Source organism: Snodgrassella sp., from assembly GCF_024103505.1.
Lineage (GTDB): Bacteria > Pseudomonadota > Gammaproteobacteria > Burkholderiales > Neisseriaceae > Snodgrassella > Snodgrassella communis.
The window spans coordinates 272,892-289,096 of sequence record NZ_JAGGIJ010000002.1 but is presented as its reverse complement, the minus strand read 5'-3'; the positions used below and the strand labels follow the sequence as shown (position 1 = coordinate 289,096).

Annotated in this window: 15 protein-coding genes, 1 tRNA gene and 1 riboswitch; of the genes, 7 read left to right on the top strand and 9 right to left on the bottom strand. The window is 44.1% G+C overall.

The annotated features are described in order from the left end of the window. Positions 1–71 precede the first annotated feature (71 nt). Positions 72–156, bottom strand: a tRNA-Leu gene (locus J6578_RS04080). 205 nt (positions 157–361) lie between these two features. On the opposite strand from J6578_RS04080, the gene J6578_RS04075 reads away from it, so the two are divergent. From J6578_RS04075 to hisD, 4 genes are all read left to right on the top strand, one after another. Next, positions 362–1,009: an SCO family protein gene (locus tag J6578_RS04075; protein ID WP_287953953.1), complete on the top strand. Its 648-nt coding sequence runs from the start codon at positions 362–364 to the stop codon at positions 1,007–1,009. A gap of 99 nt (positions 1,010–1,108) precedes the next feature. Then, positions 1,109–1,762 (top strand): ATP phosphoribosyltransferase, encoded by a 654-nt coding sequence (gene hisG / locus J6578_RS04070; protein WP_093093375.1) that lies wholly within the window; start codon positions 1,109–1,111, stop codon positions 1,760–1,762. 29 nt (positions 1,763–1,791) lie between these two features. After that, positions 1,792–3,282 carry an NYN domain-containing protein gene (locus tag J6578_RS10365; RefSeq protein WP_502957986.1) on the top strand — a complete coding sequence of 497 codons (1,491 nt, stop codon included), beginning with the start codon at positions 1,792–1,794 and terminating at the stop codon, positions 3,280–3,282. Between the two features lie 48 nt (positions 3,283–3,330). Next, positions 3,331–4,620, top strand: a complete 1,290-nt coding sequence (gene hisD / locus J6578_RS04055) for a histidinol dehydrogenase (protein WP_287953952.1) — start codon at positions 3,331–3,333, stop codon at positions 4,618–4,620. Between the two features lie 1,367 nt (positions 4,621–5,987). Here the strand turns inward: hisD and purB are convergent. From purB to queF, 5 genes are all read right to left on the bottom strand, one after another. Then, positions 5,988–7,358, bottom strand: a complete 1,371-nt coding sequence (gene purB, locus J6578_RS04050; protein WP_287953951.1) for an adenylosuccinate lyase — start codon at positions 7,356–7,358, stop codon at positions 5,988–5,990. 67 nt (positions 7,359–7,425) lie between these two features. Next, positions 7,426–8,238, bottom strand: a complete 813-nt coding sequence (locus tag J6578_RS04045; RefSeq protein WP_287953950.1) for a glycosyltransferase family 2 protein — start codon at positions 8,236–8,238, stop codon at positions 7,426–7,428. Between the two features lie 61 nt (positions 8,239–8,299). Further along, positions 8,300–9,404, bottom strand: a protein-coding gene (prfB, locus tag J6578_RS04040) for a peptide chain release factor 2 (protein WP_287953949.1) whose coding sequence is annotated in 2 segments (ribosomal slippage) — positions 8,300–9,322 and positions 9,324–9,404 — 1,104 coding nt in all. Because the reading frame shifts where the segments join, the coding sequence is not laid out codon by codon here. 128 nt (positions 9,405–9,532) lie between these two features. Continuing rightward, complete coding sequence (locus J6578_RS04035; RefSeq protein ID WP_093093385.1) at positions 9,533–10,192, bottom strand: 7-cyano-7-deazaguanine/7-aminomethyl-7-deazaguanine transporter; 660 nt, start codon at positions 10,190–10,192, stop codon at positions 9,533–9,535. Between the two features lie 101 nt (positions 10,193–10,293). After that, the gene (queF, locus tag J6578_RS04030) at positions 10,294–10,764 is read right to left on the bottom strand and encodes a preQ(1) synthase (protein ID WP_037408048.1); all 471 of its coding nucleotides are present in this window, start codon (positions 10,762–10,764) and stop codon (positions 10,294–10,296) included. Positions 10,765–10,770: 6 nt separating this feature from the next. Further along, positions 10,771–10,815: riboswitch (PreQ1 riboswitch) on the bottom strand. Positions 10,816–11,084: 269 nt separating this feature from the next. Between queF and aroG the strand changes: the two genes are divergently transcribed. Next, positions 11,085–12,140 carry a 3-deoxy-7-phosphoheptulonate synthase AroG gene (gene aroG / locus J6578_RS04025; RefSeq protein WP_239428477.1) on the top strand — a complete coding sequence of 352 codons (1,056 nt, stop codon included), beginning with the start codon at positions 11,085–11,087 and terminating at the stop codon, positions 12,138–12,140. An 89-nt stretch (positions 12,141–12,229) separates the two neighbouring features. On the opposite strand, the gene ftsX is transcribed toward aroG, so the two are convergent. Further along, positions 12,230–13,141 carry a permease-like cell division protein FtsX gene (gene ftsX, locus J6578_RS04020; protein ID WP_239363620.1) on the bottom strand — a complete coding sequence of 304 codons (912 nt, stop codon included), beginning with the start codon at positions 13,139–13,141 and terminating at the stop codon, positions 12,230–12,232. Further along, entirely contained in the window at positions 13,138–13,791 is a 654-nt protein-coding gene (gene ftsE / locus J6578_RS04015; protein WP_093093393.1) for a cell division ATP-binding protein FtsE, read from the bottom strand. Before ftsE ends, ftsX begins: the two co-directional genes overlap by 4 nt. Before the next feature lie 137 nt (positions 13,792–13,928). Between ftsE and grxC the strand changes: the two genes are divergently transcribed. Beyond that, positions 13,929–14,192, top strand: a complete 264-nt coding sequence (grxC, locus tag J6578_RS04010) for a glutaredoxin 3 (RefSeq protein WP_093093395.1) — start codon at positions 13,929–13,931, stop codon at positions 14,190–14,192. A gap of 84 nt (positions 14,193–14,276) precedes the next feature. Further along, positions 14,277–14,741 carry a protein-export chaperone SecB gene (gene secB, locus J6578_RS04005; protein WP_093093397.1) on the top strand — a complete coding sequence of 155 codons (465 nt, stop codon included), beginning with the start codon at positions 14,277–14,279 and terminating at the stop codon, positions 14,739–14,741. 76 nt (positions 14,742–14,817) lie between these two features. Here secB and J6578_RS04000 read toward each other — a convergent pair whose 3' ends face one another. Beyond that, the gene (locus tag J6578_RS04000) at positions 14,818–16,113 is read right to left on the bottom strand and encodes an MFS transporter (protein ID WP_093093399.1); all 1,296 of its coding nucleotides are present in this window, start codon (positions 16,111–16,113) and stop codon (positions 14,818–14,820) included. Positions 16,114–16,205: the final 92 nt, after the last annotated feature.

Below are 16,205 nucleotides of genomic sequence, written 5' to 3'. Positions count from 1 at the left end.
ATTATACGGAGGACAACGAATGTAGATAACAGGCGAAAAAAAACCGCTGTTATCAGCGGTTTTCCAAAATCTGGTGCCCAGGGACGGACTCGAACCGTCACACCTTGCGGCGGGGGATTTTGAGTCCCCTGCGTCTACCAATTTCGCCACCTGGGCTAGCGAAGAAGTCGGCATTATAACGGATTTTTCAAGGTTGTAAAGAACTTTTTTGCGATAAGAAAATTTTTTAATTATTTTTGATTAAAATATTGATTTTATATTTGGATTTTTTTATATTTCACTTATTAACTTAGAATTAAAAATCTGTATCGTATTTTTATCTGAAGATTATAAGGTACAACTTTTGTATTATTAATAAACTATGCTTAAAATCCAATTTTTTCTGGCTGTGATGATATCTGTGCTGATGCTGAGTTCATGCCAGCATCAGCCAGAGGCATCTACAGCACAGGCGGCAAGTACAGATGCTGTTGAGCCAAAACATTACCGTTTTGAAGGCAGCGATGTACGAGATGCGGGTCTTGGTGGCAAAGATTTTTCTTTGCTGGGTGCAAATCAGAAAACTGTGCATTTGCGTGATTTTCAGGGTAAGGTGGTGGTGCTGGTATTTGGCTATACTCATTGTCCTGATGTATGCCCTACTAATCTGCTTACCTATGCAGATGCAATAAATCAACTGGGTGAAAAGGCGAAGCAGGTACAAGTATTATTTATTACTGTAGATCCCCAGCGCGATACGCCGGAAGTTATGAGTGCTTATGCTTCCGCATTTAATCCGGATTTTATTGGTTTAACAGTAGACAAACAGCACTTCGGGGAGCTTAATAATGTTATTGATCAATATAAAATCGCTGTACATAAAGTAGCAGGCAGGAGCGCAGATGAATATTTAGTTGACCACAGTACAGGCACTTATTTGCTGGATAAACAGGGACATACCGTGGTTTATGAACCACACAGTCAGACGGCTACTCAATTGACCCATGACATAAAACAATTGTTAGATTAAAATTATCTAATTAATATTTTTATATTTTGTGCAAATTTATTTTTACGCAATAATAAATTTATAGCTAAAAAATTTTGCTTTTCCACTATACTGATAAAAATGACAGCCCAACTAACTATAGCATTATCCAAAGGTCGAATTTATGAAGAAACTTTGCCATTACTGGCAGCAGCGGGAATTACTGCGATCGAAGACCCGGTTCAGTCCCGTAAACTGATTATTAATACTAATCATGAAAATATCCGTTTAATTATTGTCCGAGCTACAGATGTGCCTACATATGTGCAATATGGTGCGGCCGATTTTGGAATTGCAGGAAAAGATGTTTTAATTGAACATGATGGCAACGGATTATATCAGCCTTTAGATTTAAATATTGCCCGATGCCGGATGATGGTGGCGGTACGCAAGGGTTTTGATTATGTGGCAGCTTCTCAGCCTGGGTGCCGTTTACGGGTAGCCAGTAAATACCCGAATATTGCAGCAGAGCATTTTGCCGGTAAAGGTGTGCATGTTGATTTGATTAAACTGTATGGTTCGATGGAGCTGGCTCCACTGGTAGGATTGGCCGATGCAATTGTCGATCTGGTTTCTACCGGTAATACATTACAGGCAAATAATCTGCACGCGGTAGAACATGTGGTGGATATTTCCAGCCAGCTGGTGGTAAACAAGGCAGCTTTAAAGCTGAAATATGCAGCCATACAACCCATTATTGATGTTTTTGCTCATGCAAGAAATCAAGAAATTTAAACTTTTTATATGTAATAGGAATTCTTAAGATGACTACAGAAAATTCAGCCAAACTCGCGGTACTTATTGATGCAGATAATACTTCTGCTACCACTGTTGAGTCTTTACTGGAAGAAATTGCGAAATATGGCATTGCCAGTGTTAAACGTATTTATGGTGATTGGAGCAGTGGTTTATCCAAATGGAAAGATGCGCTGCTACCACATGCAATTACGCCTGTTCAGCAGTTTGCCTATACAAAAGGAAAAAATGCTACTGACATGGCTATGGTCATTGATGCGATGGATTTATTGTATAGTAATACTTTTGATGGTTTCTGTATTGTCTCCAGCGACAGTGACTTTACCCGTCTGGCTTCTCGTATCCGCGAAAATGGTCTGACTGTTTATGGATTCGGACAGAAAAAAACACCAGAATCATTCCGCAAAGCTTGTGACAAATTTATTTATACTGAAAATCTGCTCAGCCATACTACGGTAGAAATTGGTGAAGACAAAATTCAGACACCCATTTTCCGTAATAAACGCAAAACACCGGCAGAACTGAAACAGGATACTGCGCTGATAAATCTGTTCCGGAATGCGGTGAAGGAACATGCTGATGATGAGGGCTGGACATCACTGGGAGTTGTTGGCCAATATATCAATAAGGTGAATTCTGATTTTGATGCGCGCAATTATGGCTATACCAAACTTTCCTATTTGATTAATGCCATCGATATTTTTGAAACTCAGATGCATGGTAATCATTTATGGCTGCGTCTGAAAAAACGCAATAACAATCTTGCACCCAAAACAGAAAATAAGCTTTATGCACCGGTTAATGAACAGGCGGCTTTCCAGCAGCAGAACAATGATGCACCGCTGGTAATTACCATTCCGGCTGTTAATACGGCAATGCCGACAGAAAAGGTTAGCGTAACTATTGAGCCGGAAGAGAAAAAGAAAGATAAAGAACCGGTACTGGTACAAATTGAAACTCAGAGCTCGGAATTTACCAGCTATGATAAAACCCGGCAAGAACAAACCAAGCGCGGCCGTGGTCGCCCACGCAAAATTGTATTTGAGTCTGCTGTAACTCCGGCGGAAAAAAGCCGTGGTCGTGGTCGTCCGCCTAAATCTACTTTCAATAACCGTTCAACCAAGTCCGGCCGTTCTGGTAATGAAACTTCCAGCCGGCATTACTGGAACCGTCTGGTGCCACTGGTGCAGAAAGCCATTGAACGCACTTGTGATATCGAAGGCTGGGCAACGGTCAGCTCGGTTGCCCGTGAGCTGGTAACCGGCGATGGTGGCTTCAATGCCAGAGATTATGGCTTTGATAGTGCAAATAATGCGATTGCAGCCATTAGCAGTGAATGGGTAGACAGCCGCAAGGCTGGCCGTGGCTTGCGGGTGCGGGTAGTTAAACCTTACGATGTTGAAGTAGATGGTAATACTATTCCGGCACATGAGTTAGCAGCCAAATCAATAGCACCGGTTATTGATGACGATGATGATAATTTTGGTAACAATCTTTAATTGATAATATTTGGATCGGGCGGCCTAGGCTGCCCGAAATACAAAGGTATGAAATATATTTCTACGCAGGATGCTGATTTTAAGACTCAGTTAGCTGCATTACAGGCGTTTGAAACCGCGCAGGATCCACAGGTAGATGCTGCGGTAGCTGCTATCTGTGCAGATGTACAGCAGCGTGGTGATGATGCTGTAATCGAATACACCAATCGTTTTGACCATACGCAGGCTCAATCTATGGCTGAGCTGACTTTAAGTCAGGCTGATCTGGTTGCAGCATTCGCCCGTTTGCCGAAAAACGTACAGACAGCACTGCAAACGGCAGCTAGACGGATTGAAAGCTATCATCAGCACCAGAAACAGCAGTCCTGGCAGTATGAGGATGAAAACGGTACGCTATTGGGACAGCAAATTACTGCTCTGGATCGGGTGGGTATTTATGTTCCCGGTGGCAAGGCCGCCTATCCGAGCTCAGTAATGATGAATGCCATGCCCGCACATGTAGCTGGTGTGGCTGAAATTGTGATGGTTGTACCCATGCCTTATGGAGAACGCAATGATATCGTTCTGGCTGCGGCCTATGTTGCTGGGGTAACACAGATATTTACCATCGGCGGTGCGCAGGCTGTAGCAGCACTGGCTTACGGTACACAGAGTATTGCTCAGGTTGATAAGATTACCGGCCCGGGCAATGCTTATGTTGCCGCCGCCAAACGACGTGTATTTGGTGTGGTGGGTATCGATATGGTAGCCGGCCCAAGTGAAATTCTGGTTATTGCCGACGGCACTACTCCGGCTAAATGGGTGGCGATGGATTTATTCAGTCAGGCAGAACACGATGAAATTGCTCAGGCGATTCTGATTACTACTAATGCAGACTATGCGCGCGAAGTAGAGGCGCAGATGCAGGCATTATTGGCACAGATGCCGCGCAAAGATATCATTGAGGCGTCACTGACCAATCGCGGAGCCATTATTCAGGTACGGAATCTGGATGAAGCCTGTGAGATTGCTAATTATCTGGCACCTGAGCATCTGGAATTATCAGTAGCCAACCCGCAAAACTGGGCTCCGAAAATTCGCCACGCGGGTGCTATTTTTATGGGGCAGTATACCAGTGAAAGTCTGGGGGATTACTGTGCCGGCCCTAATCATGTCTTGCCAACCAGCCGTACTGCCCGCTTTGCTTCTCCGCTGGGTGTATATGATTTTCAAAAACGCAGCAGTCTGATTCAGGTGTCGGCTCAGGGAGCTAGAGAGTTAGGCCAGATTGCCAGTATTCTGGCACATGGTGAAGGGCTGACAGCACATGCCCGCGCAGCGGAATTACGTATGGAATAAATGGCCTAGTTATTAACGCCAATGCTCTTAGAAAGCATTGGCGTTTTTATTTCTATCACTTGCAGAATGTTTCTTTTTAAATGGATAAAATAGGTTTATTGCGTAATTATCATATATATCTGTTACCTAATTTGGGCTGATATTAACTACTACAAATATTATGTGTAATAAGTAAGCTACCCATATATTTATGCTCTATCAACCAATATACTGTAGGCTTAAACCACTGGATACTCAGCTAGCAGATATTAATTATGGCTAGTTATGATTTCTCAATACCTTTTATAGGCTTCGACGCTGTATAACTTTGCCAAAATCTGAATCAGAGACATTTTCCCCTCAGGAGGTTTGTTTGAATATAAACTGGTGGATAAGTTAATTAATATGAAAATCATAGTTAAAATAGGATTTTATTACCGAATGATAGCGGATATGTTTTTATTGTAATAAAGATTTTTTGTTAATATTTAAGTCAGCAATAGGCGTATTTATGTAATTAGGGACAGTGATAAAAAAATAGGTTGCATAATATGTGATAACAATAATAGTTAATACAGGAAAAATGATTAGCAGAAATACTGGTGTACGTTTAGTCTCCATTAAAGCAGCAGGCTTTAAGGATGAACCACAGATAAAATATAGGATTTAATTGATTGATTATTATATAAAAAATAAACCATACCAATGATATTAAATATGGTAATTTCATTTTGTCCGATATATTGTTTCAGTGATAAGGTAGTTTTCTATATAAAAGGATGAATCATTGGAATAATTTTGCAATCTGATTAATTATATTATGTTCAACACTTTGACTAGTGATAATGATTTTATTGTGTCAGGTTGTAGCATAAGAATTCATATTTGTATCAGACAAACCAGATTGATACTAAAACTAAAATTCTTCATTTAATGGTCAAGAAAGAGTTTATGCAGATTGAAGTACCAGATTATTTGGTACTAAATGTTAAAGATATTCAGGCATCGTGTGCCTTTTATACTTATGCATTTAGTATAAAGATAAGCACTTTCGCTGATAATCGCACGACATTTTGTTTAGATGAAAATTAATTAACGCCAGCAGGAGTATGAATTTGAGTCAAGAGCCAGAACTGGCGCCTGTGGAAAAAACACTGCGATTTATATTCATGATCCGGATAATCATCATATTGAGCGGGCAAATTATCCACATAAATGATAATCACTGAATAATTGCTGCCAAGTTATCCACAACCGGATAAAATTAGTATTAATAAAAGTGACTTGTATTTAATTGTGCTACATTTTTAGTTTGGACTAAAAAAGTTCTTTTATATACAGATAAATAATAACGGTGGGCATTGCCCACCGTTATATGTGCAAAAGATTTAAATCCGTTCAGCCAGTTCTTGCGCCTTTCCGACATATAATGCAGGTGTCAGTGCCAGTAACTGCGCTTTTGCAGTCTCCGGAATAGCCAGTTGATTAATAAACACCTGTAGGCTTTCAGGTGTGATGCCGTATTTACCACGAGTGAGCTCTTTGAGCTGTTCATAGGGATTGGCGACTCCGTAGCGGCGCATAACTGTCTGAATCGGTTCTGCCAGTAATTCCCATGTGGCATCCAGATCTGCGGCAAAGGCAGCCGAATTGATTTCCAATTTGTTCAGACCACGCAAATGGGCTGTTAGACCCAGTATGGTATAGCCAAAACCCACGCCCATGTTTCGTAATACGGTACTGTCGGTTAAGTCACGCTGCCAGCGTGAAATCGGCAGTTTTTCGGCCAGAAAGCCCAGAATGGCGTTAGCCATGCCCAGATTACCTTCTGAATTTTCAAAATCAATCGGATTGACTTTATGCGGCATGGTAGATGAACCTACTTCGCCGGCTTTCACCTTCTGCTTAAAGTAACCAATAGAGATATAGCCCCAGATATCGCGGTTAAAGTCAATCAGGATGGTGTTTATGCGGCTGATGGTCTGGAAAAACTCGGCCATATAATCATGTGGTTCAATCTGAATGGTATAGGGATTGAAAGTCAGCCCTAGATTGTATTCAACAAATCGACGGCAATGTCCTTCCCAGTCTATATCGGGATAAGCCACTAGATGGGCATTGTAATTACCTACGGCTCCATTGATTTTACCCAGAAACTGCTGTTGTTGTACGGCCTGAATCTGGCGCTGTAACCGTGCCACTACATTAGCAATCTCTTTGCCAAGGGTACTGGGTGTGGCTGGCTGTCCATGAGTACGGCTCATCATCGGTAAGGCCGCATGGGTATGTGCCAGATTACGTAATACGGTTATGAGTTGGTTAAGCTTAGGCAGTAATACTTCATCTCGCGCCTGTTTCAGCATCAGGGCATGTGACAGGTTGTTGATATCTTCACTGGTACAGGAAAAATGAATGAATTCACTGACGGCCAGTACTTCGGGCACATTGGCAAAACGTTGTTTCAGCCAGTATTCAATGGCTTTTACATCATGATTGGTGGTAGCCTCAATGGCTTTAACTGCCTGAGCATCTTCGAGAGAAAAGTCGGTAATGACGCGGTCAATTTCGGTAATGGTAGCTGCACTGAATGGTGGTACTTCGCTGATTCCGGCTTCGGCTGCCAGTGCTTTGAGCCAGCCCAGTTCTACCTGTACGCGCGCATGCATCAGGCCATATTCAGAGAAAATCGGCCGCAGGTCGGCAACTGCCGGCGCATAGCGCCCATCCAGAGGAGATAGGGCGGATAACGGATTAATCATGTTTCTTCTACTTCCAGAGTTATAAAAAGACAAAATTCAGTTAATCATGGCACACGGTGAGTACCGGTTAATCTGTAAAAAGCTGTAACGCTTGTTTACCCGGATTGGCATAATCCAGTATCTGGCGTAAATTCTGCAAACGTTGCACTATGGTTTGTGTAACGGCATTTGCCTGCTGCAATGCTGCATCATCACAGTCAGGACGATTCTGCCCGAACAGCATGGCATCAAGCAGTTTACGTACATGCATGCTGTCATGACCATAAAAATCAACACCAATATCAGCCATCCCGACCTCATCAAAGAGGGTAGCCACCATGCAGCTTTCTACGGTAGCCAGACCAAGGGCGCCGTCTTCGCCACCCAGACGTCGAAAAAGCGCATTAGCCGGAAAGCCGCCACACGCCAGAAAATAAGCACGGTTAAAAACTGTATTGGTAGCCGTAATCATTTCGAAAGTACGCCAGACCAGCGCAAATTGCACATGCTGGCGATAATGTTCCGGAATATTGTGCCCGCTTACCGGCAAACGCAGCAAACCAGTCTGTGGGCGAAAGCGGAATACAGCACTGGCTGCCTGTAGCGCATGGGTCTGATAGGCATCATCAGCATCCAGAAAAGCAATATGGCTGCTGGCAGAAAGTAATGCTGCCCAGTTACGTGCCAGTGCAGCCCCACGGTTAGTGGCCAGAAATTCTGCCCGAATCTGTTGCGGATACCGCTGCTGCCATTGCTTAATCAGGCTGGCAGTATTATCGGTAGAAGCATCATCAACCAGCCACAGACAGCCCAGTTCCGGCTGTACCAGCACACTATCAATTGCCCGCGCCAGTGTATTTTCTGCGTTGTAGCAAGGAATGATGACATCTATGCAGTTCATACAACATACCTTAAAAAATTAAGGCTGCCCTGATACAGCAGGCAGCCTTTTAACCCTTGATTCAGACGCCTTGTTTCAGGCTGGCTTCGATAAAGCCATCAAGGTCGCCATCCATAACCGCTTTGATGTTGCCTACTTCATAGCCAGTACGCAAATCCTTGATTCGCGATGAATCAAATACATAAGAACGAATCTGATGCCCCCAGCCCACATCATCTTTGCTGGCCTCAAGATTCTGCTTTTCTTCATTGCGGCGACGCATTTCCAGTTCAAACAATTTTGCTTTGAGCATATTCATTGCTTCTTCACGGTTGCGATGCTGCGAACGGTCATTCTGGCATTGCACGACAATGCCGGTAGGCTCGTGAGTAATGCGTACGGCTGAGTCGGTTTTGTTGATGTGCTGTCCGCCGGCGCCAGATGCACGGTATGTATCTATGCGTAAATCTGCCGGATTGATTTCAACTTCAAAACTGTCGTCTACCTCGGGATAAACAAATACTGAGGCAAACGAAGTGTGCCGTTTGTTATTGGAATCAAACGGTGAATAGCGTACCAGACGATGGATACCGGTTTCGGTACGCAGCAATCCATAGGCGTACTCACCATCCAGCTTGATGGTAGCCCGGTTCACACCGGCAATTTCGCCCTCGTCTTCTTCGAGAATTTCTACTTTAAAGCCTTTTCGTTCACCATAGCGCACATACATGCGCAATAACATGCCGGCCCAGTCTTCCGCTTCTGTGCCACCGGCACCGGCAACAATATCAATAAAGCAGTTGTTGACGTCGGCCGGCTGGTTAAACATACGTTTGAATTCCAGTTGTACTACTTCTTCCTGCAAGGCGGTAATATCTGCCTGTACCGCAGCAAAGCCGTCGGCATCATTTTCTTCTACGGCCATTTGCAGCAGCATACGATTATCTTCGATGCCGCTATGCAGGTGATCCAGTGTCAACACAATGCCTTCAAGCACTTTGCGCTCTTTGCCTACTTCCTGCGCTTTTTTCGGATCGTTCCACAACTCAGGGTCTTCTGACAGACCAATTACTTCTTCCAGTCGGTCTTTTTTGCCAGCGTAGTCAAAGATACCTCCGTAAATCGTGACTACGGGATGCCATATCATCTAGGATATTGTTTAACTGATTAATCTGCTCCGCTTCCATGATGTTCTCTTAGCCAGATATTTGAAAATAGGCGCGTATTATAACAGAAGCAGCCATGGCCATCAGGCCACTTTCAAAGTGGCCTGATGAGAATAAAAAATGATGAATTGAGCTGATTCACAGAAATTTTATCTGTTTACCGTATGCGGTGCTAAAGCGGTCAGCCGGTGCAATAGATAACGCAGCACAATTCCATAAGTCGGTAAAAAGAAAAGTGCAGCAACGGTAATTTTAAAGGCATAATCCGTCAAAGATATCTGTAACCAGTTGGCGGCCATAAATGCATCCGGCGAGTGGTAAAAAGCCACGGCAAAAAACAGTAAGGTATCAACTGCGCTGCCCAGAACAGCAGAGGCACTGGGTGCCGGCCACCAACGCTGACATTGGCGCAGCCGGTTGAATACCAGAATATCCATCAGCTGGCCGACAACATATGCGCTAAAACTGGCCAAGGCAATCCGTGCCACAAATAAATCAAAATGGCTTAATGCGCCCCAGCCCATCCAGTGCCCATCCTGAAATAACACGGAAATGGCATAGGAAAACAGCAATGAAGGCAGCATTACCCAGAAAATAATTCGTCTGGCCAAGCCCGAACCGAAAATCCGTACGGTTAAATCCGTAGTAAGAAAAATGAACGGAAAGGTAAAAGCACCCCAGGTGTTATGTAAGCCAAACAGGGTAAAGGGAAACTGTACCAGATAATTACTGGCCACAATCACCAGCATGTGCCAGAAAGTGAGCCAGCGCAGTGCTTTATGGCGCTGCGCAGCAGAAAATTCATACATATTTGTTCCTGTCAATCAACCAGCCATCATCGCGTCAGATAGCGAAAACCACTCCAATGCGCAGAGTCTGACAAAAGCTATCGTAATGCGATGTGCGACTATTATTTCACTTGAAATTGAAGTAAACGCTGTACTGCCATATCGCTATAGCGCGTATCAGCTTTACCGTAATTAGCATATGGATGAATGGCAATACCGCCGCGCGGTGTAAATTCACCATATACTTCGATATATTTTGGCTGCATCAGGGCAATCAGGTCTTTCATGATAATGTTGACACAATCTTCATGAAAATCCCCATGGTTGCGAAAGCTGAATAAATACAACTTTAAAGATTTACTTTCCACCATGCGCAAGTGCGGTAGATAATTAATATAAATGGTGGCAAAGTCGGGCTGGCCGGTTTTCGGGCACAAGCTAGTGAATTCGGGACAGATAAATTTAACGAAATAATCGTTATCGGGATGTTGGTTATCAAAGGCTTCCAGTAGCTCCGGCGCATAATCACTACGGTATTCTGTATGCTGATTACCCAACAAGCTTACTGTGCCCAGATCATTTTGTGCACGCATATAGTTGATTTCCTAGTTTTTTAATGTGGGAGGTTTACGAACCACAGGGTGGGCGATTATATCCGAAATTTACTTGGAATTAAAATCATAGTTGCAATATTTTAATTATTGCACAAAGACAATAAAATGGTTATTTTTAATATGTTATTCTAATAATATGTTTAATTCAGGTACAAATACTGATTATCTGCCATGTAAATTAATTTTGAAGCAATAATATAGCTATTCAAAAGTTTGAGCCTTGCTTTTTAAGCATTTTCATTATAGCCTGATAGGCAAATGATTAAAATTTACAATAATAGAATTAGACAGGAATTATTATGAATCAGGTAGCATCACGCTCAACAGATGACGTTAGAATTAAAGAAATCAAGGAACTGTTGCCACCCATTGCGCATTTATATGAACTACCCATTACTGAAAAAGCTTCTGAAATAGTACACAATACACGCGATGCCATTGCTAATCTGGTACACGGCCATGACAAGCGTTTACTGGTCATTATCGGCCCGTGTTCTATCCATGATCCAAAAGCTGCATTGGAATATGCGCAACGGTTGAATGTATTACGCGAAAAATATGCAAAAGAGTTGCTGATTGTGATGCGGGTTTATTTTGAAAAACCACGCACCACCGTAGGCTGGAAGGGGTTTATCAACGATCCGCATATTGATGGTTCCTATGATATTAACTACGGGCTGCGTCTGGCTCGCAAATTATTGCTGGAGCTGAACAACATGGGTATGCCGGCAGCCACAGAATTTCTGGATATGATTACCCCGCAATATTTTGCCGATCTGATTTCATGGGGAGCAATCGGTGCCCGCACCACAGAAAGTCAGGTACACCGCGAGCTGGCTTCCGGTTTAAGCTGTCCGGTGGGCTTTAAAAACGGTACTGATGGTAATCTGAAAATTGCCATTGATGCCATTGGTGCATCCAGCCATCCGCATCATTTCCTTTCCGTCACTAAAGCAGGTCATTCGGCAATTGTGCGCACCAGTGGCAATCCAGACTGTCACATCATTTTACGCGGCGGTAAAGAGCCCAATTACAGTCATGAATATGTGCAGGCAGCAGTGAATGAACTGAACAAACATCAGGTAACACCTAACCTGATGGTTGATTGCAGCCATGCCAACAGCTGCAAGGATTATCGCCGGCAAATGGAAGTGGCACAGGATATTGCTGCCCAGATTCAGGCTGGTGAACAACATATTATGGGCGTGATGGTAGAAAGTAACCTGATGGCCGGAAGACAAGACCATCCGGTAAATTATGGCCAGAGTATCACCGATGCCTGCATCGGCTGGGAGGAAACAGAAACCATGCTTGCTCTACTGGCACAGGCAGCACAGGCGCGTCTGCAAAAATAATTTATATAGATTACCGGACTGTTCACAGACACCAATTTTTGCTGATAAGACCTACTCAAAAATATCCCCGCTACTTGCGGGGATATCTTTTACTGTACAGATTTAAAACTGAGCAAATGCTGGCGGGTGGCCAGCCATGCACCCAGCATACCCAATCCACAGACCACTAGTAAGATGGCCAGCACTTCCCAGAGATTGAAAAAACGCCAGACAACATGTACGCCATATGGCTGCAAGATGTCACTGAGTAAGGGCTGAGTCTGGCTATTAAGCCAGTAACACAATCCGATACTGATGGCTGCGGCCAACAGGCTTTGCCAGATGGCCAGATACAGAAATGGCCGCCGGATAAAAGACGCTGGAGCCCCTAATAATTTAGTAATTTCGATTTCTTCGCGGTGACTGAGAATCTGCAAACGAATAGTGTTATAGGCTACCAGTGCAAACGCAAGCCCCAGTGTAATGGCCAGAAACCACAACAGCTGATGGACAAACCGATTCATCTGATACAGGGTTTGCATCCATTCAGCGTCCATTTTTACACTCTCTACCATAGGTAGCTGTGCCAGCTGTGCCTGTAATGCAGCGACTTCCTCTGGCGTATCCACTTGCGGAGTAACGGTAAATGCATCTGGTAAAGGGTTGCTGTCAAGCATTGAAATCAAGTCCTGATTACCCATACTGTGCTGTAACTCTTCCAGCCCCTGCTGCTTACTCACAAACACTACTTTTTCCAGCTGTTTATTGTCATGTAAGGCTTTTTTTACAGTCTGATTATCACTGTCCTTAGCATCAATCTGCATATACAGCGTCATGGTTGGGACTTCATTCATCTGTCCCAGTAGTTGCTGCCCACTTTGTACCCCAAGGTACAAAGCCAGCGGTAAAGTCATGGCAATCGCCAGCATGAGTAAAATCAGCATGGTTGCAACCGGCTGACGCAGCAACTGGCGTAATGCTTTACAACCAGCCTCTTTATGCAGTGAGATAAACTGATTCATGCGTATAACCTGCCTTCCTGCAAGCGGATAATACGGTGTCCATAATCAGCCATTAATGTTTCATCATGTGCTGCTACCATCACCGTAGTGCCGGCCTCATGAAATGTTTTGAACAGCTCCATAATATCCAGTGCATAGGCTCTGTCCAGATTGGCCGATGGTTCATCAGCGATCAGCAAACTGGGCTGGTGTACAACAGCACGTGCAATACACAGCCGCTGCTGCTCACCACCGGACAGCGTAACCGGATCCGCCAGCTCGCGCCCGCTCAGCCCAACTTTTTCGATTGCCACCCGAGCCCTGCGCTCTGCCTGTTTACGCTCATAGCCGGTAATACGCAACGGTAACATTACATTCTGCAATACATTGCGGTCAAACAGCAATTTATGATCCTGAAACACAATACCGATATGCTGGCGCAAATAACCAAGCTGGTTGTCATTCAGACGTCCTAAGTCCTGATTATTCAGCCACACTTTTCCCTTGGTTGGTTTAACAATACCGCTAATCAGCTTAAGAATGGTTGACTTACCTGCTCCAGAATGGCCGGCAATAAAAATCATCTCACCTTTGTTGATAGAAAAACTGAGGTTTTTCAGTGCAGTAAAACCGCCCGGATACGTTTTTGAAACCTGCTCAAAACGAATCATCTGTATATGTCCGTTTGTTATATGAATATTGGTCAATTATACCGCAGCATACGACCAAAAAAAGCATACGCCTGTTCAGTATTGCCAGTTCGCGGTATGCTACTCTATTCTATCTGTACATACACAAGGAAACTGCAATGCAACCGATTACCATATATACCACAGGTGTATGCCCTTATTGCCAGATGGCCAAAGCATTACTCAAGCAGAAAGGTGTAACCGATACCGATATCAATGAAATCCGCATTGATACCGACCCACAAACCCGTGAACAGATGATGCAGCGTACTGGCCGTCGCACTGTACCGCAGATTTATATTGGTGAAGTACACGTTGGCGGCTTTGACGATTTGAATGCATTGAACCAAGCAGGTAAACTAGACGCACTGCTGGCAGGCTAAACACGAACTATTTTTTCTCATTCGTCCAGCATTGCTGGATTAATCTGCAGCATTAACCTTTATTCCATTGTTGAAAGAAAAAGCATGAGCAAAAAAGAAGAAGCAACAGAACAAACTACACAACAACCGGTATTCAGCATTGAAAAAGTTTACCTGAAAGATTTGTCACTAGAAGTACCACATGCACCACAAATCTTCCTGGAAAATGGCGAGCCACAAATCGAAATGCGCGTAACTTCTGCCGCTGAAAAACTGGAAGATGAATTTTATAATGTAACCGTAACCGTAACCGTTACGGCCAAAATGACCGAAGAACGTGTTCTATTCCTGAACGAAGTGGCACAAAGCGGTATTTTCCGTATCGCCAATATTCCTGAAGATGACGTGGAAATGTTGCTGGCCGTGGCTGCACCAAACATTCTGTTCCCATACGCACGTGAAACCGTATCCAATACCATTACCCGCTCTGGCTTCCCACCTGTCATGCTGGCTCCGATCAACTTCGAAGCAATGTATCAGGCTGAACAGGCTAACGCAGGTAACGCCTGATTGTAGATAAAAAAACTGCTTTATCCCAGTGCAGCAAACACTGTGGATAAAGCAGTTTTTTGTGGCGGCTACTGCATCAGCGCTGATAACGGCACTGAAATACACAAGCAGTCAGCAACCCCAGTACACATAAAGGCAAAATATAATACATGCCGCCAATCGGACTAAAGCTGCTTAACCATTGCACCAGTGGCAGCGTTAAAGCGCCAACGACCGCATAAGCCACATTATATGAAAAAGAAATACCCGTAAAGCGAATAGCTGGCGGAAACATCCTGATCATGGCCGCAGAAACAATACCGGCCACACCAGTAGCCAGCCCCAGCAGCATATACAGAGCAAAAATCATACCCTCACCGTACTGCCCCAGAGCCGGATAAAATACCGCAGCCATCAAAGCAGTAAACGCAATCCCGCCAATCAGTATCCGCCCCGTACCTATACGGTCGGCAAGTAAACCATACGTCACACAGCCAAGCATTTGCATCACAATAGCCATACTCTGCATTTCAAATGCCTGAGTACTGGAAAAACCAAAGCTGCCAGTTAATAATTGCGGCATGGCCAGCAGAATCACCATCACACAGCCTGTTAGAAACCAAGTGAGCAGCATACCAATCACAACAGCACTTTTATGCTGTTTAATCAGCATTTTAACCGGCATCTCCGTTGCTAACTCCTTACGTTGCTGCATGGCCTTGAAAACCGGTGTTTCACGCAGATAACTGCGTAAATACAAAGTCAGCAAGCCAAACAAACCGCCCAGAATAAAGGGAATACGCCATGCACCCTCCAAAATCTCAGCATTACTGAAATGTTTTGCCATCACCTGCGCAATCAGTGAGCCGAGTAAAATGCCCAGCGACAGACCTGCGGTGAGAAAGCCATTGGCCATACCCACATGTTTTTCAGGCACATGTTCGGATACAAAAGTCCAAGCTGCCGGAATTTCGCCACCAATCGCCACGCCCTGTATCATGCGTAATAGCAACAACAATATTGGTGCAGCATAGCCGATAGTAGCAAAAGTAGGCATCAGCCCCAGAAACAGCGTCGGCAGCGCCATCATCATAATAGACAATGCAAACAACCGTTTACGACCAAGCAAATCACCAAAATGTGCCATCACAATGCCACCCAGCGGGCGGAATAGATAGCCAGCAGCAAAAATACCATAGGTATTGAGCATCGCCCAGAACGGATTTAACCCAGCCGGAAAAAACAGTTCAGACAGTACCTTGGCATAAAAAACATAAATCACAAAATCATAAAACTCCAGCGCGCCACCAAAGGATGACAGCATAAAAGTACGCACATCTTCCCGTGTCAACAGCTTTCTATCAGCTGCAAGCTCTGCATTCTGGCTCTTCATGTAACTTTCTCAATCAAACAGATTAAAATCAAAAGCGGTTTATAACAGCCCCGGCGAACTTTTTCAAATCCGCCGCACCTGCACTTGGATAT

Excerpts from the sequence above, each read along its gene's own strand:
- J6578_RS04075 (WP_287953953.1), top strand. The coding sequence starts at position 362 with ATGCTTAAAATCCAATTTTTTCTGGCTGTGATGATATCTGTGCTGATG.
- hisG (WP_093093375.1), top strand. The coding sequence starts at position 1,109 with ATGACAGCCCAACTAACTATAGCATTATCCAAAGGTCGAATTTATGAA.
- J6578_RS10365 (WP_502957986.1), top strand. The coding sequence starts at position 1,792 with ATGACTACAGAAAATTCAGCCAAACTCGCGGTACTTATTGATGCAGAT.
- hisD (WP_287953952.1), top strand. The coding sequence starts at position 3,331 with ATGAAATATATTTCTACGCAGGATGCTGATTTTAAGACTCAGTTAGCT.
- purB (WP_287953951.1), bottom strand. The coding sequence starts at position 7,358 with ATGATTAATCCGTTATCCGCCCTATCTCCTCTGGATGGGCGCTATGCG.
- J6578_RS04045 (WP_287953950.1), bottom strand. The coding sequence starts at position 8,238 with ATGAACTGCATAGATGTCATCATTCCTTGCTACAACGCAGAAAATACA.
- J6578_RS04035 (WP_093093385.1), bottom strand. The coding sequence starts at position 10,192 with ATGTATGAATTTTCTGCTGCGCAGCGCCATAAAGCACTGCGCTGGCTC.
- queF (WP_037408048.1), bottom strand. The coding sequence starts at position 10,764 with ATGCGTGCACAAAATGATCTGGGCACAGTAAGCTTGTTGGGTAATCAG.
- aroG (WP_239428477.1), top strand. The coding sequence starts at position 11,085 with ATGAATCAGGTAGCATCACGCTCAACAGATGACGTTAGAATTAAAGAA.
- ftsX (WP_239363620.1), bottom strand. The coding sequence starts at position 13,141 with ATGAATCAGTTTATCTCACTGCATAAAGAGGCTGGTTGTAAAGCATTA.
- ftsE (WP_093093393.1), bottom strand. The coding sequence starts at position 13,791 with ATGATTCGTTTTGAGCAGGTTTCAAAAACGTATCCGGGCGGTTTTACT.
- grxC (WP_093093395.1), top strand. The coding sequence starts at position 13,929 with ATGCAACCGATTACCATATATACCACAGGTGTATGCCCTTATTGCCAG.
- secB (WP_093093397.1), top strand. The coding sequence starts at position 14,277 with ATGAGCAAAAAAGAAGAAGCAACAGAACAAACTACACAACAACCGGTA.
- J6578_RS04000 (WP_093093399.1), bottom strand. The coding sequence starts at position 16,113 with ATGAAGAGCCAGAATGCAGAGCTTGCAGCTGATAGAAAGCTGTTGACA.